The sequence below is a fragment of the Arthrobacter sp. 2MCAF15 genome, from assembly GCF_052115605.1.
Classification (GTDB): Bacteria; Actinomycetota; Actinomycetes; order Actinomycetales; family Micrococcaceae; genus Arthrobacter.
Genome location: NZ_JBFRGZ010000005.1, coordinates 125,748 through 146,277, shown reverse-complemented (window position 1 = coordinate 146,277; position 20,530 = coordinate 125,748). Strand labels below are relative to the sequence as shown.

General features: G+C 63.9%; 19 protein-coding genes and 1 pseudogene. 3 read left to right on the top strand and 17 right to left on the bottom strand.

The features are described from left to right. Window positions 1-53 precede the first annotated feature (53 nt). The 3 genes and pseudogenes from AB4089_RS08305 to AB4089_RS08295 form a co-directional block, all read right to left on the bottom strand. Window positions 54-284 (bottom strand): hypothetical protein, encoded by a 231-nt coding sequence (locus tag AB4089_RS08305; RefSeq protein ID WP_441408886.1) that lies wholly within the window; start codon window positions 282-284, stop codon window positions 54-56. Then, window positions 268-501: pseudogene (locus AB4089_RS08300) on the bottom strand (LLM class flavin-dependent oxidoreductase); the annotation flags it as partial. The pseudogene AB4089_RS08300 and the gene AB4089_RS08305, both read right to left, overlap by 17 nt. 127 nt (window positions 502-628) lie before the next feature. Then, a complete protein-coding gene (locus AB4089_RS08295; protein ID WP_441408809.1) occupies window positions 629-817 on the bottom strand; it encodes a hypothetical protein in 189 nt (62 codons plus the stop codon). Between the two features lie 203 nt (window positions 818-1,020). Here AB4089_RS08295 and AB4089_RS08290 point away from each other — a divergent pair, with 203 nt between their 5' ends. Beyond that, window positions 1,021-1,431 (top strand): hypothetical protein, encoded by a 411-nt coding sequence (locus AB4089_RS08290; RefSeq protein WP_441408808.1) that lies wholly within the window; start codon window positions 1,021-1,023, stop codon window positions 1,429-1,431. A 77-nt stretch (window positions 1,432-1,508) separates the two neighbouring features. On the opposite strand, the gene AB4089_RS08285 is transcribed toward AB4089_RS08290, so the two are convergent. Both AB4089_RS08285 and AB4089_RS08280 read right to left on the bottom strand, forming a co-directional pair. Further along, on the bottom strand, window positions 1,509-1,895 hold the full coding sequence (locus AB4089_RS08285; protein ID WP_441408807.1) for a hypothetical protein: 387 nt from the start codon (window positions 1,893-1,895) through the stop codon (window positions 1,509-1,511). A gap of 179 nt (window positions 1,896-2,074) precedes the next feature. Next, window positions 2,075-2,455 carry a DUF7793 family protein gene (locus tag AB4089_RS08280; protein WP_441408806.1) on the bottom strand — a complete coding sequence of 127 codons (381 nt, stop codon included), beginning with the start codon at window positions 2,453-2,455 and terminating at the stop codon, window positions 2,075-2,077. Between the two features lie 164 nt (window positions 2,456-2,619). On the opposite strand from AB4089_RS08280, the gene AB4089_RS08275 reads away from it, so the two are divergent. Continuing rightward, window positions 2,620-2,922 carry a DUF4193 domain-containing protein gene (locus tag AB4089_RS08275; protein ID WP_441408805.1) on the top strand — a complete coding sequence of 101 codons (303 nt, stop codon included), beginning with the start codon at window positions 2,620-2,622 and terminating at the stop codon, window positions 2,920-2,922. A gap of 135 nt (window positions 2,923-3,057) precedes the next feature. Here the strand turns inward: AB4089_RS08275 and AB4089_RS08270 are convergent, their stop codons facing one another. The 8 genes from AB4089_RS08270 to AB4089_RS08235 all read right to left on the bottom strand — a co-directional run bounded on the left by AB4089_RS08270 (window position 3,058) and on the right by AB4089_RS08235 (window position 12,918). Next, a complete protein-coding gene (locus tag AB4089_RS08270; protein ID WP_441408804.1) occupies window positions 3,058-3,327 on the bottom strand; it encodes a hypothetical protein in 270 nt (89 codons plus the stop codon). 15 nt (window positions 3,328-3,342) lie between these two features. Further along, complete coding sequence (locus tag AB4089_RS08265; RefSeq protein ID WP_441408803.1) at window positions 3,343-4,419, bottom strand: LacI family DNA-binding transcriptional regulator; 1,077 nt, start codon at window positions 4,417-4,419, stop codon at window positions 3,343-3,345. 38 nt (window positions 4,420-4,457) lie between these two features. After that, on the bottom strand, window positions 4,458-5,363 hold the full coding sequence (locus AB4089_RS08260; protein ID WP_441408802.1) for a carbohydrate ABC transporter permease: 906 nt from the start codon (window positions 5,361-5,363) through the stop codon (window positions 4,458-4,460). After that, on the bottom strand, window positions 5,360-6,241 hold the full coding sequence (locus AB4089_RS08255; protein WP_441408801.1) for a carbohydrate ABC transporter permease: 882 nt from the start codon (window positions 6,239-6,241) through the stop codon (window positions 5,360-5,362). The genes AB4089_RS08260 and AB4089_RS08255 overlap by 4 nt, the downstream gene beginning before the upstream one ends. A gap of 43 nt (window positions 6,242-6,284) precedes the next feature. After that, window positions 6,285-7,616, bottom strand: a complete 1,332-nt coding sequence (locus AB4089_RS08250) for an ABC transporter substrate-binding protein (RefSeq protein WP_441408800.1) — start codon at window positions 7,614-7,616, stop codon at window positions 6,285-6,287. A gap of 71 nt (window positions 7,617-7,687) precedes the next feature. After that, window positions 7,688-9,124, bottom strand: coding sequence for a glycoside hydrolase (locus AB4089_RS08245; RefSeq protein WP_441408799.1), 1,437 nt, complete (start codon window positions 9,122-9,124; stop codon window positions 7,688-7,690). A 119-nt stretch (window positions 9,125-9,243) separates the two neighbouring features. Continuing rightward, a complete protein-coding gene (locus tag AB4089_RS08240; protein ID WP_441408798.1) occupies window positions 9,244-11,202 on the bottom strand; it encodes a glycoside hydrolase family 32 protein in 1,959 nt (652 codons plus the stop codon). Between the two features lie 117 nt (window positions 11,203-11,319). After that, window positions 11,320-12,918 (bottom strand): glycoside hydrolase family 68 protein, encoded by a 1,599-nt coding sequence (locus AB4089_RS08235; protein WP_441408797.1) that lies wholly within the window; start codon window positions 12,916-12,918, stop codon window positions 11,320-11,322. A 558-nt stretch (window positions 12,919-13,476) separates the two neighbouring features. Between AB4089_RS08235 and AB4089_RS08230 the strand changes: the two genes are divergently transcribed. Beyond that, entirely contained in the window at window positions 13,477-14,100 is a 624-nt protein-coding gene (locus tag AB4089_RS08230; protein WP_441408796.1) for a DUF2087 domain-containing protein, read from the top strand. Window positions 14,101-14,899: 799 nt separating this feature from the next. Here AB4089_RS08230 and AB4089_RS08225 read toward each other — a convergent pair. From AB4089_RS08225 to AB4089_RS08210, 4 genes are all read right to left on the bottom strand, one after another. Next, a complete protein-coding gene (locus tag AB4089_RS08225; protein WP_441408795.1) occupies window positions 14,900-16,279 on the bottom strand; it encodes a glutamate decarboxylase in 1,380 nt (459 codons plus the stop codon). Between the two features lie 31 nt (window positions 16,280-16,310). Further along, window positions 16,311-18,422 carry a chloride channel protein gene (locus AB4089_RS08220; RefSeq protein ID WP_441408794.1) on the bottom strand — a complete coding sequence of 704 codons (2,112 nt, stop codon included), beginning with the start codon at window positions 18,420-18,422 and terminating at the stop codon, window positions 16,311-16,313. Between the two features lie 422 nt (window positions 18,423-18,844). After that, entirely contained in the window at window positions 18,845-19,840 is a 996-nt protein-coding gene (locus tag AB4089_RS08215) for a patatin-like phospholipase family protein (RefSeq protein WP_441408793.1), read from the bottom strand. A gap of 226 nt (window positions 19,841-20,066) precedes the next feature. Next, window positions 20,067-20,528, bottom strand: coding sequence for a phage tail protein (locus AB4089_RS08210; protein ID WP_441408792.1), 462 nt, complete (start codon window positions 20,526-20,528; stop codon window positions 20,067-20,069). Between the last annotated feature and the right edge of the window lie 2 nt (window positions 20,529-20,530).

Genomic DNA, 20,530 nt, shown 5'->3' with positions numbered 1-20,530 from the left:
GAGACGGGAAGGTCCACGCAGGGTCCGGCCCTCCCGGTCACTCTGACCGCCTGTCACTCCCCCAAGGCGGGGCGGAGGTCGCGGGAAATCGACTCGAGAAGCCGGAGGTTGAAGTCGACCCCAAGCTGGTTGGGGACGGTGACCAGCAAGGTGTCCGCCGCGGCCACGGCAGCGTCCCTGGCGAGCTCCTCAACGAGCAGTTCGGGTTCGCCGATGTAGCTGCGCCCAAAGCGGGCCAGGCCGCCGCCGTCGAGGTAGCCCACCTGGTCCCGGGCGCATCTCAATCCGAGACGTGCGCGCGGCAATTGCGGCGAGCAACGGAAAGGGCAAGGCCTGCTGCTCGGCGAAGTGGTGAACCCGGAAGAACGCTCCGTCGACGCCGACGCCCTCCGCAGCAACGGCCAGCTCAATCGCCTGCAGGAGTGCGTCCCCTGCGGACCGCACGCGCGAACCGGGGACCTCGCCCCAGTGGCCGAAGGACAGGAACCCGATCTTTTTCACAAGAACTCACACCTCCTCATGAGAGACCGGACTTTCGGTATCCTCGCTGGCCACACAGGAAAGGCAGGCGACACACGAAAGGCAGGCGCCAACAGGGTGCCCGCCCTTCCTGTCGCCCATGCCGCGCTTAGTGTCTCTTGCGTGCGTCCTGCAGGTGCCGGTCGAGCTTTTCTTCGGCCTCGCGGCGCCGCTGGCCGATAATGCGCAGCTGTAGAGTGATCGGATTTCCGTAGCCATCCACGTCGTGGTGATGCGTGCCCTTCATACGCTCGGGGTCCGAGGGCAAGGTCACCCGCGGTTCAGTATTTTCGCCCATATCGGGATGATCCCACAGTGCGCGGCGGCAGAAAAGCACCGCTTTTGGGCGGGAACCGGGCTGCCGTCAGTCGCGCCGCGGGAGGCCGCAAAGGACCGCTGTATCGATGGTGAGGGGAGGCATTCTGTTGAGGAACTGCGCCCCTCGCTAGACTTAAGTTGCGCCGCAGAAGACGCATAGTTCGTCTCGGGAAAGGCACGATCATGACCGATAGCAGCGACTTCGAAGACACCGCGGATGAGGCAGGCTCGGAAAAGAAGCCAGAGGAACCAGACCTGCGGGGCCGGTACGTCGAAGGCGATTTTGGCAAGGCCGGTGTGCAGCGCGGCCGCCATGCTGACGACGAGGAAGGCCAGTACGTCGAAGGCGACTACGGCTTGGCAGGCAGTGAAGGCGGTCTGCCCGAACCGCTGGGAGGCAAAGCCAGGGAATCGGGGCGCTACGTGGAGGCGGACTACGGCGATGCCGGAACGACGCCGGGCCGCACCGCAGAATCCGAAGTCGGCCGGTACTCAGAGGGCGACTACGGCGCCAGCGGAACCGTGGATCCCGTCCGCAAACCGGGTGCTGGCGCCGGGCCCGATACTGACAGCGAGACTGACAAGCAGGAATAATTCAGCACGTGCAGGGCTGCCGGTTGTGCACATAGTGCACGACTGCAGGACACACGCGCGGTTGCCGCATCCGTTCGCTAGGCTCCGTCTGCGGCCAGGCCGCCGAGCCCGCCGCGTCCGCCCCGATCCGGGCGGCCATAGCGCACACGCAGTGTCGGACGCTGGTGCACGATGGGTCGGCGTACGGAATGGAGCCCGGGCGTCCCGCCACCAGCTTCCTCCCGGAGGGCGATCAGGTGCTCCACCAGGGCAATTTCCGGCCGATCAGGATGGGCTTGCAGACACTGCCACAGCTGTTCCCTGGCAGCGGCGTGCCCCGGCGTGGAATCGGACAGCACTGCGGCGATGATCTCGGCCGCCTGCAGCCGCAGCCGCGCGTCGCCGTCGCCCTGATTGCTCACCGACGGGCTAATCGGTGCGTATTCCCGTGAGGTTTCCGGACGCGACGACAAATCCATGGACATTTGGCTATTCCTTTGTGCCCGTTCCGGCCGAGCCTGGCACCGGCGATGGCGCCCAAGGCCCTGCAGATGATCTTCGGGAAATGGAGCGGAAGACCGTGAAGCAACTTTACATCGGGAAAGACCGGTCTGTCTCTGGTCGATTCCAAATTGTTCCGAACATCGCCAGCTGCGGCCGAGTACTACTCGCGGCTCTTGGCGACGTCTTCCAACCAAGCGATTGCGGCGTTCCGGGACGTAAAGAACTCGTGCGGATATTGCGTCTCCCGGCTCGTGGCCGAGGCGATGACCCTGTCCACGGTGCTGGATCCGAGGACGGCGATGGCCACCACACCCGTACTCTGTGCGAACTGGTATCTGGCCGCCGCGCTGAATACGACGTCGGTCATCTCTGAGATCATCGGCATCGGCGTGCCGCCACTGATGCGCTCCACGGCAAGCATGGCGTCCCGGGCGTCATCGACGTCCACAAAGGAACCGGGACGCCAGACGCTCTCAAGTATCCCTGCGCTGACGCTGACGGTGTTCTTCCCGTCTGCGGCGTCGATTCGTCCCGGCATCATGCCGTTGATCCTAGGCCTGAACAGCCACGGGCCCCCGCACCGGCGCATGGCGTGTCCCCCGGCGCAATATAGGCGGTTTTTCCGCCCGATGACTGTGGAATAGCTGCGCGGTGCTGTACGTTGCACTGAGCCCAGTCACCAGACGAGAAATGAGATCAACCCACGTGGCAACCGACTACGATGAAGTCCGCTCCGACGTCAAGGAATCCCAGGAGAATTCCCTGGAAGCGCTGCAGTCCGCAAACGCTCCTGACGCCCGCAGCGTTGTCCAGGAACTCGACGAAGCCGACGGCCTGGACGGCGCCGGGGTCCCGGGCGGCGAGTTCATCGCCGAAGAGCTGATCGTCCAGGTCATCCCGCAGGCCGGTGACGAGTTCACCTGCTACTCGTGCTTCCTGGTCCGGCACCGCTCCCAGATCGCCCGGCAGGTCGGCACCCACGCCTACTGCACGGACTGCGAGGGCTGAACCAGTCTCCCAAGCAGAACTTCTCCGCGTCCGCGCGCTTCGATGGCGCCGGCGAGCATGCATTGCAGCCGAGCGCCTGCGCGGGCGCGGCGATACGTTTGTTGAACAATGGATGCCATGTGAGATTCCCCGTTTTCAGATCTTCCTGTCAGGCTCCGGCGCGGCTTCGTTCACAGTGGCCAGCGCCATCCGGACCTCCGCCTCCCGCGCCTGCAGTCCGAGGTCCGCAAGATTCTGCAGTCCGTAGTCCAGCCATATCTGCGCGAACTCTCTGCTCTTCGCGGACAGCTTCCGGCGGCGCGAGAGCCGGAGCCCGCGCTTGACGCGTTGCTTGGCTGTGGGCCCCCAATTACCCCAGGCCGCTTCCAACACTGCGCCGAGAATGTCAATGATGAAATCCAGCATGGGTTCTCCCCCGGGCTAAGCCGGGGCCAGCGCCTGTACCGAGGTTCGTTCCACGGTGGGGCAGTAGATTTTTGCGGCGGTTTCCGGTGGTTCTTCCAGGCCCAGCAGGATCCGCACCCCGGCTGCACCCAGCTCGTAGTGCGGGAGGGACACCGTGGACAGCGGCGGCCGGAGGTGGGCCGCGATGACTTCCTGGTTGTCGAACCCCACCACCGCGATGTCCTCCGGGATGGACAGGCCGTGCTCGCGCAGCCCGTCATACAGTCCCATCGCCATCCGGTCGTTGTAGCAGTACACGGCCGTGATGTCCCGTTTGAGGAGTTCCCCGGTAGCCCCGTACCCGCCTTCCTGGTCTGGATAGGCTTCCAGGACCAGGCTTTCGTCGAAGTCGATGCCGGCAGCTTCAAGAGCTTCCCGATAGCCCTGAAGGCGTCCGTCTTTTGCCGGCGCGGGGATGGTCGCGTTTATGAAGGCAATGCGGCGGTGACCGTGCTTGAGCAGGACTTCCGTCGCTGAACGGCCGCCCTGTACCTCATCGGGGACCACTGCCCGTGTGCCCGGTTCGGTCGAGAAGCAGTTGACCAGGACGAAGTCCGCCTCGCGGAGGGTGGCGGGTATGTCCGTGGCGCGGTGGAACCAGGTCGAGTAGAGGATTCCGCGCACTTTGTACTCAAGCATCATGGAAATCGCATCGGTCTCGAGCTCGCTGTTGCCTTCGGTGTTGGCGATCAGGAGGGCGTAGCCATGTTTCCAGGCCTCATCCTGGGCGCCGTGAATGATCTGGCCGGCGAAGGGCGTTGTTGCGATGGCGTCGGCGACGAGGCCGATGAAACGGGAGCTGCCGCTGACCAGGGTTTGGGCCATGGCGTTGGGCCGGTAGCCAAGGTCCCGGATCGCGTCCCGGACCCGGTTGCGCGTGGCGGCGGAGATGCGGGCGTCCTTTTTCTTGTTGACGATCAACGAGACGGTGGCTGTGGAGACTCCGGCGGCTTCCGCGACCTGGCGCAGCGTGACGGGCTGGGCGCGCGTCGGCCGCTTCGGGGGCGCAGCCTCAATCGATGGCGTGCCCGAACTATTCTCCTGCGAAATCATTTGCCCTCCGTCAGGAGTATAACCGGCTGTTGCTGCTGTCATCCCTTCGTCGCCCCGCTTTCCAGTCCCTGGATCATGGCCTTGTTGAGGACCAGGAAGACCAGCAGCAGCGGGGTGATGGTGACGCAGACGGCGGCGAACGTGGCGGTCCAGTCGGTCTTGCCCATGGCTCCGATGTAGTTCTGCAGACCAAGCGGGATGGTCTTGAGTTCCTCGGAGAGGACGAACGTGTTGGCGAAGATGAAGTCGTTCCAGATGAAGATGCTGTTGACCAGCACAACAGTCACGACAGTGTTGACCGACAGGGGCACGGTGATGAGCCCGAAGATGCGATAAGGCCCGGCCCCGTCAAGGGATGCGGCCTCGTACGTTTCCCGGGGGATGTATTCAAAGAACGAGGAGAACAGGTAGATCGACATCGGAAGGGCAAAGCCGGCGAGGGGAATGATCATTGAGGGGTAGGTGTCGAGCAGGTTTATGGCCGAGTAGTCGATGAACAGCGGCACCAGGGCGATCTGTACGGGCACGATGATGCCGATCAGGAACAGGCTGCGGACCACCTTGCTGAAGGGGAAGCCGAGGACCTGGAGCGCGTAGGCTGCCATCATTCCCAGCAGCACGATCAGGAGGTTGGCTCCCATGGTGACGATGAAGCTGTTGAGGATGTTCAGCCCGAGGTTGCCCGTTTCGAAGGCACGGGCATAGTTTTCCCAGGTCAGGGACGTGGGCAGCGCAAACGGATCGCCGGTGGCGAAGTCCTGCTCGGTGCGCAGGCTGGTGATGAAAAGCCAGGCGAGCGGGTAGACCTGCACGATGACGATGAGGGCGATCAATACTTTGGACAGCGTGCCGTGGAGGCTGGGCCTCCGCCGCCTTCGCGGCGGAGGCTGGTTGTCCGGCGGGGTGGCAACGGGCCTGGTGATCGGGGCTGCTTGAGCGGTCATGCGTCCGCCTTTCGTTTGAGCATGAAGAGAATGAGCCCGACGGCGGCCAGGCATTCGACGACGATGAACACGGAGATGGTGCTGGCGTAGCCGAAGTCAGTGCTGGTGAAAGCCGTCTTGTACATATAGGTGGTCAGGAGTTCCGAGGACTGTCCGGGGCCGCCGTTGGTCATCAGATAGGGGATGTCGAATCCGCGCAGCCCGTAGGTCGTAGCCATGATGGTGGTGGTGATCCAGACCGGCCGGATGTGCGGGAAACGGATCCTGGTGAACAGTTGCCACCGCGAAGCGCCGTCGAGGCGGGCGGCTTCCTCCAGTTCCAGGGGAACGGAGAGCAAGGCAGCGTAGAGGATGAGCATGTACAGGCCGGTGAACCGCCATCCTTCCGGCGCCGAAACCGCGGCCAGGACGGTGTTGATGTCCGAGAGCCAGGGGCGTTCGAGGGCGCCGAGGCCAATCCATTGCAGGATCTGGTTGAGCAGGCCCACCGGGTCGATCGAGTAGATGCGGACGAAGAGGAACGCGATGGCCACCGTCGAGATCACTGCGGGCAGGAGGTAGAGGGTCTTAATGAGCTCCCGGCCCCGGCGCAGGGAGGTCAGGAGGCTGGCAACCAGCAGGGCGCCGCCAAGCTGCAGGACCAGGCAGATGGCCAGGTAGCCGAGGGCGTTGAAGAAGGAGCGCCAGAAGATGTCGTCTCCGGTGAACATCCGCACGTAGTTTGCCAGTCCCACAAATTCCATGTCGCTGATCCCGTTCCATGAAAAGAAGCTCAGGACCAGGGACTGGAGGATGGGGAACAGCACTGCCGCGCCGTAGAGCAACAGTGGCGGGAGGAGGAACACCAGGACTGAGAGTCGTGACCTGTTGGGAAGCATGATTGGCCCTTTCGGGTGGGGGCCGGAGCCCCCACCGCGGCGGTTATTTGAAGAATTTCGGGGCGTTTTGCGCGACGGCGTTGTCCATGGTGGTGGTGAACTGTTCGTTCGTGATGTTGCCCTGGACGAGGAGCACGAGTTCCTGCTGCAGCCTGCCGTTGGTGGTGGGATCGAGCTGGGTGTCCCACGGCATGGCCTGCTTGTCCCCGAGGTCGTTCGCCTTCTCAAGGGCCTTCTTGTACAGCGGTGTTGCGTTGGCCGGCAGGACGGTTTCCACGGTGGTCGTCGGTGAAAGCGCACCGGTGGCTGCGTATTCGGCTGGGTACTTCGCCAGGGCGAACTTCAGGAAGTCGCTCACCAGCGGGTCGTAGGTCTTGGAGTTGACCGCCATGCCGATGCCGGACGGGGAGACGAATTCGTTGGCCGCTGTGACGGCGCCCTGAGTCGTCGGGAGGGTGAAGAAATCGGTGTCATCGCGCACCGCCGGATTCAGCTTGTCCGTTGCCAGGCTGGGCAGTTCCCACGTGCCGATGTTGTACATGGCGGCCTGGCCGGAGGTGAACTGGTTCTGGGCATCGGAGTATCCCTGGGAGGAAAAGCCGTCCTGGAAGCACTTGGCCTTGCCGAGTGCGGCGAGCCACTGAACGGTTTTCTGGCCTGCGGGGTCGGAGAACTTGGCTTCGCCCTTCTTGAGCTTCTGGATGAAGTCCGGGCCGGCTTCCCTGAACGGCTGGTAGGCGATGTACCGTTCGAGTGGCCACTGGTCCTGGCCGTCGATGGCGATGGGGGTGATGCCGGCGTGGCGCAGGGCGGTACACATGGCGGGGAGGTCATCGAGGGACGTCGGGACGGACACTCCGGCTTTCTGCAGGAGAGCCTTGTTGTACCAGATGAACTCCAGCTCGAACTGGAACGGGATCATGTAAAGCGACCCGTCGTCGAACCGCTGGTAGTCAAGGGCGCCGGGCCGGTAGCTGTCGTAGACGTTCAGGGTCTTGAGCAACTTCTCGGCGTCGACCATTTTTCCCTGTTTCGCCAACTGTTGGGCGAACGGAGTGGCGTCGGTGTCGAAGAGCTCGGGCAGCTTGTTCGCCGCGGCGAGGGTCTCCAGTTTCTGGATATAGGAGGGCCTGTCCGGTGTGGTGATCAGGTTCAGCGAGAAGCCTGGGTGGTCCTTGGCGTAGTCGTCCGCGAGTTTCTTCATGATGTTGATGACGGCGCCGTCGGCCGGGCGGGAGAGCAACCATGAGATTTCCCGGGGCTTGATTTCCCCGGTGGGGCTCACGTTGGAGGGGTTGGTGGCCCCTCCGCCGCAAGCTGCCAGGGCCAGTGCGGTGGCGGCCGCCACGGCGGCAGTTCGGAACAGTTTTATCATTACGGCAATCTCCCTTGATTAGCTGAGGATGGGTTGAGTTAGGTGACGGTGCGTCTTAGTTGGCCGTTCGTTTAGGTGACGGTGCGCTGGCGTGTTTCGAATTCGGTGAAGGTGACGGCTCCTTCCCCGGCAAAGATCCCGATCCGCCCCTCGGACAGGTCATATATCCTCGTGCTGAGGGAGACGTGCCGGTCCAGGATGGCGACACAGAGGTCTCCGTCCACCACCACTTCGAGCGTGTGTTCGCCGGGTTCCAGGTCACAGGGGCGTTCCAGTTCAATGTCGAACGGAATGTCGCCCGAGACATGCCATTGGGCATCGCCGGTGATTTTTCGGGGCCACCGGTCAAACACCATGCGGCCGCGCTTGGGTTCCAGCCGGAGAACGTAGGACCGGTCGCCGTCGGCACTGGAGCGGAGCAGCAGGCCGCACTCTGTGGTGCCGGGTGCGATCTGCAGAACTGCCTTGGCGTAGAACTGCGGCGGCAGGTCCTCTTCGGACACGACGGCCGCGAATCCGTCCGGGACGGTAAGGGCCGCAGGAAGGTCCCGGTCGAAGGACACCGGGACCTCGTCCCAGAAAGTGTCCACGAGTTCGTCGGCGAACGAGAACGCCAGGGTGCCATCGGGGTTCTGGCGTGCCTCCAGGACTGACATGGTGCCGGCCCACTGCCATGCGCCGTCGTCCCGGTTGTCCTCCTTGCTGGCGATCCAGCCGAAGAAGAAGCGGCGCCCATCCCGTTCGGCGGTCTTGGAGGCATAAAAAGCGCGTCCATCGATGCTGTCCAGATCCGGCACGGTCCAGGGACCGTCGGGGCCCGTGGCCATCCGGTAGCGGGTGGTGAATGACTCCGAGAACTCCGAGTAGACCATGTACCACCAGTCGCCCCAGGCGAAAACGTCCGGGCATTCATGGGTGATGTAGCGCCGGGGGTCCCAGAAGGGCTGGGTGTGCTCCCAGGCCGTCAGGTCCGAGGACACACACTGGGCGATGACGCCCCGGCGGCGCTCGGGCCCTCTTGCGTGGCGGGCGGCCAGCAGCATCCGCCACTGCCCGGCCGCCTCATCCCGGAAGACGAAGGGATCCCGCCAGTCGCCGGGCTCATAGCCGTCCGGCGCGCCGAATGTCAGTTCCGGGTGCTTGACCCAGGTCTTCATGCCGTCCGTGCTGGTGGCGTGCATGACGAGCTGCAGCGGCGCGCCGCCGGGGTCGAGGTTCCGGGGGTTTTGGCCGGTGTAGAACAGGTGGTGACTGCCGGACTCGTCGCGCACAATGCTTCCCGTGTAGGCGTTGAAGTCCAGGTCATTCTCGCCTCCGTGGTGCAGAGCGACGCCGTGGTCTTCGAACTGGGTGAGGTCCTTGGTGGTGACGAGGTTCCAGGAGGTCCCGGGTTTGGGTGCGGTGCGGACCTCGTGCAGGTAGAAGAGCCAGAACTCCCCGTCCTTCTCGAAGGGGATGAGGTCTCCAACCCAGCCGTCGGTCGGTTGGAAGAATACTGAGCGTTTCATCGGCACTGATGTCCCATCTGCTTAAGCGTTTGACCAACGTAAAGATAACGTGCCAATTCCGACTGATCAAGCGTTTAAGCAAAATTTTTTGCAACCGACGGACGGGGCCGAGTCACCGGTCAGTGCGCGGAGGCCAGCCGCCTGTAGCTGATGGACTTGAGCGTCAGGGTGCCCCCCGTCGTGGCGGCGTGGAAGCCCGGCGTCGCCGCTGTGGGGAAAACGAGCGACGTCAGCGTCTTTTCACCGCCGTTGATGAAGACCTCTACCGAGGAATAGTCGACGAAGATCGTTAGCTCGACTTTCCCGTTGCGCGGCGGGCTGGCTGCGTGTCGCATCGCCCGGTAGTCAGGGCTGAGTTCAGCGTTGCCGGTGGCGGCAGCATCGGCGTCGCGGGAGATGAAAGCCGACTCCTTCACAAAGTCGTACCCGACCGTCGCGAACGGTCTCCCTTCGCCTCCCAGCTCAATCCTGGCAACGGAGCCGTCATCGCCCGGAGTGCGCTCCAGAGTCACATCGAGCCGGTACGCACCGCCCTCCGGAACGGGCAGTTCCCCTGCGCCTTCCTGGGTCATCCGGCGTTCCCCGACCGTTGCCACCGGGCCGCCAAGTGACTCCATCGCGGCGGTGGGCTGAGACACGAGGCTCGGCGTCCCCCTGATGGTTTCCAGCCTGATATCGCGCACCATCGAGTCCGCTCCCCCATGCCAATCCTCGGTGGGCAGCAGCCGGGCGTACGCCCAGTTGTTCATCCACCCGATGGCGTGCCGGGACGACATCCGCTGGCTTTGGGTGAGCCTGGGATCATCCCAGGTCACGGCGGCGTAGAAGTCGGAGCCGGCGTCGAGCCACTGATGCGGCTTGCCGGAGGCCGTGAAGCGGGTTCCGTCCCACTCGCCGGTCCAGTAGGCAACGCCGGTGGTGAATCCCTCCCCGCTCCCATTGGCGCTGGCGGCCAGTACCCAGGTCCGTTTGGCGGGATCGCCGTCGAGGTCCAGCTGGAAGAGTTCCGGGCATTCGAGAGTGCCCAAACCGGTGCGTTCAAAGCCCGACGCGTAGCTCCAATGCTTCAGGTCCGGCGAGGTGTAAAGGCCGATTTTTTCGCCTTCGGCCAGGGCCATGACCCATTGGCCGTGGGCTTCGTCGCGGATGATTTTCGGGTCCCGCCAGTTCGGTTGGCCGGGGTTGTCCATGACCGGGTTCTGCGCGTATGCGGTGAAGGAGTATCCGTTGTCGGTGGAATAGAACAAGGACTGCCGCTGGATGCCCTGGTCCTGCTGGGTCATGACGGCGATCACGGCTCCCTTGCCAAAGCCGGCCGAGTTGTCCGTGTCTACGACGGTGCTTCCGGTCTCGACGTCGCCGAGCCCGTTTTTGTATTTGGCGATTGCAACCCCCTCGTCCTTCCAGTGCACCAAGTCTGTGCTGGTCAGGTGATACCACTCGGTACCGTTTTCCTTCGGATACCCGGCGTTGTAGAGGTAGTAGTAGTGCCACAGCCCGTCAATCAGGATCGGCCGCTGCGGATCGTTCATCCAGTTCTTCGCGGGCGTGATGTGGTAGCTGGGCCGGAACCTGGATGCCCCGTCGGGGCGATCGAAAGCTGCGACGGCGGGCGCCGGGGCCTGCTGTCGCACGCCCAAGTCCGAGAGCATGGACTCCACCGCCTCGGAGGTCATGCAGTCCGGGCGGACGAGGTCACCTGTTCCCGCACGGACCACGCGGTCCGCCCGGCTGGACATGACCTCGACGTCGTCTCCGCTCCGGGCGGCCGCCACCCACCCGTTTCCGCATTCGATGCTCCGCAGGTCCGCCACTCCATCGGTCCGGATCGGATGGGCCAGCTTCTCGAGAGTGCGGTCACCGCCGCTGAGCCAGAAGGAGCCGTAATGCCCGCGGGTTTCCTTGGCCTGGCCCTGCGCGTCGGCGATGCCGCGGAGTGCCTGCCAGGCCGGACTCTGGGGAGCCTGACGGGACCCGGCCGGCTGGACCAGAGCCACCGCGACAAGCAGGGCTGCGGCTGCTGCTGCCGCCACAATCCAGATCCTGCGGGCGCTCAGCGCGTGTACAAGGTTTTTCACAATTCAACATTCCTGGTTCTGGTGGGCGTCATCCGGCCCCATCCATGGCCTGCGAGTACGGAGGAGGAAGCGCCCGGAATCCGGGCGCTTCCTCCCTGTTACTGCCCGCTTACATCACTACTTGTAGTGGCCAGCCCCGCCGACGTTGACGTTGGTGGGGAGGTAGCCGAACGGACCGAGGCCGTTCCGGCCGAAGCTGCGGTCGACCGCCGAGACGCCGTTGCGAAAGTTGATCTTCACGGTGGGCGAGAGCGAGCCGCCCCGGACGCCGTTGACGTTGTCGATGAAGGACTGCACCAGGCCGCCGGGCTGCACGTAGTGCGAGTACGCCTGGAACTGGCGGCCGTTCTGGCGGGGGTCGGGCCCCTCGGGCGCGTTGGCCGGCATGTTCAGGTCCGTGGGGGATGCCAGGGCCAGGCCGCTGTTGTTCATGGGCTGGTAGTCGGAACGGACACCGTCGCCCACAAAGCCGTAGACCCCGTCAGGGCCGCGCATTCCATCCGCGTAGGTGAACTGGTGGCTGATGGTGAAGAGGTAGTACTTGTTCTTGCCGCCCTCGTTCTGGATGAAGATCTGCGGGCGCTCGGTCTGGTCGTTCACGCAGTTCGCGGACAGGATCGGCGGCAGGAAGTGCCACTTGGTCAGGTCCTTGTTGTCCGCTACGGCCAGGCCCACGTTGGCGGTCTGGAACCACGAGCCGGTCGTGGTGTTCACGGTGTTCGTGGATTCGGCGTTCGGGTCCCCCGGCTGGTAGCCCAGGTCCGCGTCCGTGCACTTGTAGCTGCCCCGTTGCCCGCCGGTGTTGCCTTCGAAGACCATGAAGGTCTGGCCCGGGTGGGCCGGGTCTGCGAACGTGTACGGGTCACGGAACGCGAAGCCGGGGTTCTGGGCCTTGTTCTGGTACATGACGCCGTCCGGCTCAAGGAGCTTGGTGTGCTCGAAGCCGTCGAAGCTCACGCCGTTCTTGTCGGCGTGGATATTGCCCAGCGCCTTGGCGATCACGGCATCCGGGGCGATTCCGCCGCCGCCGGCGTTGCGCTCGGCAACGTCGTAGAACGTGGTGGCGGTGTAGAAGACGTTGACCTGGTTCCCCTGCATGAGGCGGGTGGACCCGGACCATTCGGTATTTCCGATGGAGGTGTTGTCCAGGAAGAGGTGTCCGCCGTAGTTCCACTTGTCCTTGGCCGGGTCGGCGTTGGTCTTGCGGAAGAAGTAGCCGATCCGGGCGTTCCAGTGCCGCTGGTCGAAGCCGTAGCCGGCGTGCCGGTCGGCGACGAGTGAGAAGATGACGTCCCAGCCCTTGTAGCTGATCTGGTTGGCGTTCTCATCCGTCAGGGACCACGTGTCCCAGACCCACACGTCGTCGTTCATGGCCGGGAAGTCCTGCGGAATTTCCGGCATGGTGACGTTCGGGCTCATGGAGTTCTGGCCCGGGGTCACGTCCTTGCTGCTTTGGGCCATGATCTGCTTGGCATCCGCACGTGTCCACTTGGAGGTGAAGGCCGCGGCCGGGTCGAACGGCTGCTGGGTGTGCTTGGTGGGCAGTGGGAAACCGGGGGTCGGAGCCGGCATCTGCCCGCCGCTCGGCGGATCCGAGGGCGCGTTTGCCTGCGCCGACGGAACCGAAAGGAAGACGGAGGCCGCCACGGCCGCCGCCAGGGCCGCGGCGACAGAACGCCACCGCAGCTTCCGGGGTGTATTGGGGTGCTCGTGCATTTTTTGCTCTTCTCGCGGAGTGAGACCATTCGTGGAAGACGGGCATATGCCCTCATTCCCCGAAACTCCGACAGCCCCAATGACACCGCAGGCGTCATCGAGGACGCCATCGTGTCGAGGAGACGGGACCTCGGAAGGGCCCCGCCTGGTGGCGGCAGGAGCTGGTCGCGTCCTGTCGCCGGGAAACACGTTAGGCAGTCCGGGGCAGGTCGCCAAACCCTGTTTCCGGGTCCCCTTCGCGATTCCAGGCAACCGTGCGCAAGCGCTTACATTAACGTCCACGCGCGCGTGCCACAGCAGGAAAATCGAGTCAAATGTTGCGGAGGATGGCTGAAAAAAGCTGGGAATTACCCGTGCGTTTACCCGATTTTTGCCGGACGGCCGGCTCTTTGTTCAATCCCGACGGCGGTGCTGCGGCGGCTCGCTGTTCGCCCTCGGGCCGATGACTGAACGGATCCCCCACCCGCGGGGCCCTGTCCGTCGCACTCGATCAGGACTACGATTCTCAAACGCCCGGCGAGCGGCACGGGCGGGTGCAAACGCAAAGTAAGGACAGCTGTGACCGAAGGGACCAGGCTTAGCGGACCGCACTGGCGGCGAGTGGTGGCAGCCCTCGCCAACAAAGATGCCCGAACCGCCTACGCGCAAATCGTGTTGGGTGCCAGGTTTCCCGATGTGGTTGCTGATCTAAATGATCGACGGCGAAGCCGGGCCATCACCACCCTGCTTGACGCTGGACTGGTCGAACGGAATGYGGCCGACGAACTCGAGGCGTCTGAGGCGATCTTCCGCGACCTTCTCACGCAGCAACCCCGGCGACAAGCCCAGACCGGATCGGCCCGCTTCATGCGCCTGGGCAGGATCGAACGGTATCCGGCCAACATGACGGAACGGCGTGAGCTCCTGGCCTGGATTGTCAACGAGGCGATCGAGCCCGGCGAACACCTGACGGAAAAGCAGGTCAACGAGCGGCTCCTCAGCTGTCGTGATGCTGCGCCGCTACCTGATCGACTTCGGACTATTGGAACGGACGCCGTCGGGCTCCTCCTACTCCCGGCAGGAAGAACACTGACACAAGAGCGACATTTCGCGATGCGTTTCTACATTGAAACTGGTTCATTCAGCCTATCGATATCCTTTAGCCAACTATCACCCGGCCAGGGATATATATTGATTCCGTAGCTCATGCATTTGCTGCTTCAGCCCGACGGCGTGAGGCCAGCACGCCGTAGAACGCGACCACGACAAGAACAAACGTTGCGAAAACTGATGCCCTAACGGCGAGCGAAAGCTCCATTTGGTGAGGTAGGAGCATTGTCTGGTCCCACCCCGCATTATCGGCGCGATTAATAAAGTCTAAGTCGATCGGATCCCACAGGATAGCCGCCAGGCTTGCTGCAACCAGGGCCCAGAGGCTGAGGACGAGTTGGACGACGGACAGTACCGTCGGCTTTCCCGTTTGTTTTGTTTGGACCAAACCTTCCCCCTATTGCGTCGCGATGGTGGCCGCTTCAGCCACTGTCAGTACATTGTCCTCAGCCCGGAACTAAGTCACCCGGGCTGGCCTGCTCGATAGGCTTTGAGTGCATCTTCCCTGATCCACTTTCTGGTCAGGAAAGCGTCCAGGACGCAAGAAACGGCGAATGTCACCCAGGAAACCGATATAGGCACGAGGCCCGCAAAAACCAAGGCCATGACTGCAACCACTAAGCCGGAAGAAACATAGCAATAGATTCGGCGCGCAGGGTTCGCAAATCGTGCCTCTTGCGTCTCGCGAAAGTAGTTCAGCATAAATCCCCCAAGGTTCGAATCGGAGCCTACAGCACTGGACGCGCCAAATAGTGCTAATAGATGCGAACTCGGCATGGGGCGGGAATGAGTGTCATGCCACGTTTGTGCGGCTGCCGGAAATGAATGTGCAGAACCCGTTATTGCGATCGTCCCGGAGGTGTCGGGCCCGGCGCGTCACCGGTGGGCTGGGTCAATGGCCGGGTCCGATGATGATCTTGTTTCGTTCGGATTCGTGCGCTCCACCCTTCTTCGCCAGCGTGGAGCACGCCTCTTCGATGTCGCGGGCGAGCGTGTCGACGTGCTCGCGGCTCATCGTTTCCTTGACCAGGGCCCGCATGATCGTCACGCCCTGGGCGTTCGGAGGCAGGGTGTATGCCGGCACCATCCAGCCGCGCTCGGCCGAGAGCTGCCAGGCAATGTCGAACTCGTCGTACCCGGGGTCGGCGGCGAGCCGGAACGCGACCAAGGGAAGTTGCTCCTCGTCGGCGCCGATGATCTCGAACCTTCCCATGGCTTCCAACTTCTCGGCGAGGACGCGGGCATTGGTCTGCATGTTCTGCATGATGTAGGTGTAGCCGGCGCGACCATAGCGCACGAAGTTGTAGTACTGGGCCAGAACCATCGACGATCCAGTGGAGAAGTTCAGGGTGAAGGTTGAGTCGGTCTTGCCGAGGTAGTTCTCCTCGAAGACGAGGTCCTTGGCCAGGTCGGCCTTCTCCCGGAAAATCAGCCAGCCGATGCCGGGATAGACCAGCCCGAACTTGTGCCCGGAGACATTGATCGAGTGGACCTGCTCGAGCCGGAAGTCCCACTCGGAGTCCGGGTAAAGGAAGGGCCAGACGAATCCCCCGCTAGCCCCGTCCACGTGCAACGGAACGTCCAGGCCCCGTTCGCCCTTGATCCGCAGCAGCAGGTCGTTGATGCCGACGATGTCGTCTTTGTGCCCGGTGAAGGTGGTACCCAGCACGGCTGCGACTCCAATGGTGTTCTCATCGATGTGGGCCTGCACGTCCTCCGGGCCGATCGTGTACTTCCCCGGCTGCAGCGGCACGATCCGCGGCTCGACGTCGAAATAGCGGCAGAACTTCTCCCACACCACGTGAACGTCGCCGCCGAACACCAGGTTGGGGTTCGACGTCGACGCGCCGGCAGCCTCGCGGCGCTTGCGCCAGTTCCACTTCAGGGACAGGCCCCCGAGCATGATCGCCTCGGACGATCCTTGGGTGCGGGCGCCGGTCGTCTCGCCTGGCGCGTGGAAGAGGTCGGCGAGCATCCGAATGCAGCGCTGCTCAATCTCTGCCGTGCGGGGATATTCGGCGTGATCGATGAAGTTGCGGTGCAGGTTCGCGGCGATGATCTGCTGGGCCTGCGGCTCCATCCACGTCGTGACGAAGGTCGCCAGGTTCCGGGCCGGATCACCCTCCAGCGCCAGGTCCTCCGACACCAGCCGCAAAGCGTCCTCGGCGGGAATGCCGGTCTCCGGGAACTCCCGGCTCGGAACTTCCTGGGTGACGAATCGGTTGCCAAACAGCGCCACGTCGGCATCCGTCGGCTGGAAATTTTCTGACATCACTTCTCCTCCAGAGACTGTTGAAAAGGGATTACGGATGAGTTCCCCGGTCCGCGGGAACCGCGGCATCGGTGGATTGTGGACTCAGCATCAGGATGGCGCCGGTGAGGAAGCACAGGGCTCCCACGAGTGTGCCGAGATTAGACAGCTCGGCGTTCCACATATTGCCGCTCGACGGTATGACAAAGGCCGCGATGGCCGAGATGCCGAACGCAACAGAGCCGGCCACGTTGATGATGCCGATCTTCCACGTCCGCGGTCTGGGCAGCCCGGCAATTGCGCCGCGACCGGCATCGCGTAACGCAACACCGCTTGAAACGAGGAAGGCTACTGATCCCAGAGCATCGGGGCGCCAGACCCGCTGATCGGTCAGCGCCGCACTGAGATTTTCACGCAGCGCATTTCCAGTACTCCAGTTGAACCACAGTGTGCCGGCAAGTTGAACCGCGCCAGCGAGCCAGCCGAGATTCCGCGGCGCCCACGCCCAAAACGAGTTGCGCCGCGTGGAACCCACGGCCGGAAGCGCGTCAACGGCTCCGCGGTACTGCAGGAACGCCGCGCCGGTGAAGAACAGCGAACCGGCGAAGAATGTGGCGGCGCACCAGCGCAGTCCCACGGCCTCGGCGTATTGCGGCACCGCCCCCAAGGCGAACAGGCTCGAGCCAATGATGAACAACCAGGCGATCCGCCGGCCCCCCGCCGTCGAACGTCCCGCGCTTGAGAACTCAGTTGCACGGTCGGCGCTCGAGGGGGGCGGATGTTGGATGCCGCCGGCATCCTCAGGCGCCGCCGACGCCGTCGTGCCTGGACCAGAGCCCGGGTCCGAGCCAGGGCCGCGCGGGCCAGGGACCGGGAGCACATTGGAGATCACGAAGGACACCGCCACAGCCACCACCACCTGGGGTGTTACGGCCACACCGTCCACTCCCAGCAGCAGCGTGGCCAGTAGCGTCGACGTCAACGGCAACCGCAGCATAGCCGCGCACATGGCTCCTATGCCCATGCCGATTGCTGCCGCAAGATTCATTCCGGGCAATCCACTCGAGGCAATGCCGAGCGCCGCACCGATGAACATCGACGGGAACACCGGACCACCACGAAATGCGCTCAGCGAGAGTCCGTAGGCCAAGGTCTTGCAAGCGATCAGCAGGACCAGCACAGGAAGGGAGTAGTCCGCGGCGCGTTCGACCAGCTCCGGAAGTGCGTCCTGCCCCGAGAACAACACCTGCGTGAAGCTTTGGCCAGAGATCAACTGGTACGTCATCGCGGTTAGACCGATCAGCAAGCCGAGCGCAGAGGTCACCAACACCCGGTTCAGATGTACGACCGGACGAAGCGACAGTCCGACCCAGCGGATTAACCATCCCAACAGCGCGCCGGCCAGGCCCATGACCACCGCCCAGCCCAACGTCGCCAACGTCGGCGGCTCCGCAGGCGGCACCACGGGCAGCGCCAGCGAGAAGCTGCCCAATCCGGTCCAGCCGTCCAAGCCGACGAATACCAGCGCCCCGACGCCAGAAGCGAGAAGCCCGGGCAGGGCCATCAGGCTCAGCGTCATTCCCCCGATCCCGGCGGCTTCCATGATCAGGAATGCACCGAGCACGGGAGACCCGAGCAGGGTACTGATCGCTGCGAAACTGCCTGCCGATGCCATGATCGTCAGGGCCATCGGCGGGGCGTCCTTCTTCACCAGGTGCAGCGCCAACGCCCCGAGGCCGCCACCGATCGCGATCAGCGGCCCCTCGGGCCCGAGCACCGCCCCCAGGCTGAGCGTGGTCAGCGCCGCGAGAATGATGCCCACGAGCTCCCGCCCGCTCGGCGGGCCGCCGCCCGTCTTGAATCCGAAAGCAGGTGAGTGGCCTCCGGTTCCCGGCAGGTACCGGATGGTCAACGCCGTCAACAACCCGCACAGCACCAACCACGGAACCGGCCACCACGCAGGAGCAGGACCCCCGAGGACTTGATTCGGCAGCCCGCCGAAGACGTAACGCTGGACCGCCGCGACCAACGCGAGAAAGCCGTAGGCAATGGCCGAGATGGGAACGCCCAGCACCGCCGCCAGCACCAGTGCAGAGATGTACTGCTTCGAACGAATTACGACGGCGGGATCGAAATTTGGCGGCGACGCGGCAGGCCCGCTCATGGCCGGCAACCCTGCGTGCATGTGGCCGTACTCAGCCACCGTCCGCCCGAAAGTGGGCCACCAGCAAACGAAGCCGCCGAGAGGACGGGTTCGGTTCGCCCGTGGTAGCAGCTGAGCATCGCTTCTCCTTCCGCTGGCCGTCCGCTAGACGGCGGGAGCCTCTAGTGAGGTCTCACAAGCGATAGAGGCGGGTCAATCGGATGTTCTCCAAGCTAACGCTTCCAGTGGGGGCAGTCTTCACCCAATGCGGGTGAAAGAGAACTAAAGGGTCCGGCATGATGGGGAGATGCAGCTCAACACAGAACGCCTGCTCCTCCGCGAAGAAGCAGTCATTCCCTAGACGGTGACCACCTCTCCAGACAGCGCCCCGGCCGGCCGATAGAACGGCCAACGGCTGGCCGGAGCGATCAGGTTCGTAGGCGTCAGCGCCAGAATTCGGTGAGCTGCCCGGCAAGGGCTCTGCCTTGCTCGTAGCCCACGCGAGCAGCGGGCGGACGCAACGACAGGTCCATGGCATTGGCGCCGAACATATGCTCGGAGGCGCTATCCGGGAAGATCGTTTGGACATGGCTGCCGTGTGCGCGTAGCTCGTCGACCTGTGTTCCGAGATGCATGCCCCAGTCCACCGGAGTCCGTGATCTGCCGCCAAATGGTGAGAGCACCAACACGCGTGCGTAGCCTGCTGCAAGATCGGCATTCTCGGCATTGGACCGGTAGCCGCCGTCGATGTATCCGCTGCCGCCGATTCTGTAGGCGAAGCCACTGGCGCAGCTGGCGGCCACGGCGTCCACGAGGTCGACCCCGCTGTGACGGTCGAACACGACCGGTTCACCCGTATTGGCATTGACCGCCGTGATGTGCACCGTCTGTTCCGGCCAGTGCTGGCTGGGCAGCCGGGCGGCGACGGTATCGCGCCATCGCGTTTGGCCGGAGCCGTCCGACGCTGCGTCTATTTCGAGCGCCGCCGCGCCCAGTCTGCGGCGCATATCGGCCGCGTCCTCAGCGGCGGCGATGATTCGGCCGGTTCGCCCCATGTGGTTCACCGCCGGCCTGACCGGAGCGCTTCCGTTGTCGGATCCCGCCGGACCAGTCCGTTGCTGGGGCGCGGCAGCAAGGATGGTGGCAAGCAGTTCGGTCGGGGGCGCGCCAGTGATTTGGGCCGCGGCCGTCGATCCGGCCGACGTGCCGACGACCAGGTCAGCGTCGGTTACATCCAGCCCGGCTTCAAACAGGCCGGCGATGACGCCGATCAGCCAGGCGTTGCCTGTCGATCCGCCACCGCCGAGGACCAACGCCCGCTCGCCCGCGGCGCGTGGCTGCCTTGTGGCGTCGGCCTGCGGCTGATCCTGGTCGGTCCTCGGCAGGTTGGAGGACGTCGTCGAAGTGGAGTGCAGAGGTGAAGAAGGTGTTGTGTTCATGGGAGTCGCCTTTCGCGAATTGCCTGTTGGGCGCTCCCGGTGGCGACTACCTCAGTCGCGCGATCGTGAACTGCAAGGGAGCACCCACTGTGGATACTGCGTACATGGGACTCACCTCCTGCCGAAAGATCACGATTAGTGAAAAGCTAGCACGCCCGCGATTGGATCTCTATGCCCGGCCCGATCCTTCGGGCCTCAGGGCGGCGGAGCTGCGTGCCGGAGAATGTCAGTACTCGCCCTTGATCACGAAGTAGGAGCCTCGGATAACGCCCGCCAGCTTCGATTTTTGGCGGGCAAACTTGAAGCTGGACGCCAGTTCCTCCGGAATTTCCATGCCTTCGGCGAGTTTGAAACCGACTGCCCTTTTCCCGCCGTCGATGCCGTACATGACGTTGACCGACAGCCCCGACTCGTAGAAGACGTAGGCCATCCGGGTGCCGTCAACTTCGAAGGCGGTCGCTTCCAGCGGGCGGGAGCCGATGACGATCTCACGCTCGTCCTGGAGTATCCGGCTTACCCGGTCGACCACCTCCGGAACCTCGCTCACGGGGCTTACTGTGAACGCGTGGCCGTACTTGTTCCGGAAATAGCGGGCCTCGTTGGCGCGCAACCCTGCCAGGCTCTCGGCGAACGGCGACGATTCCAAGCCAACAGTGGAAACGTTCTCGAAGTCAACGGTGTACGGCATGG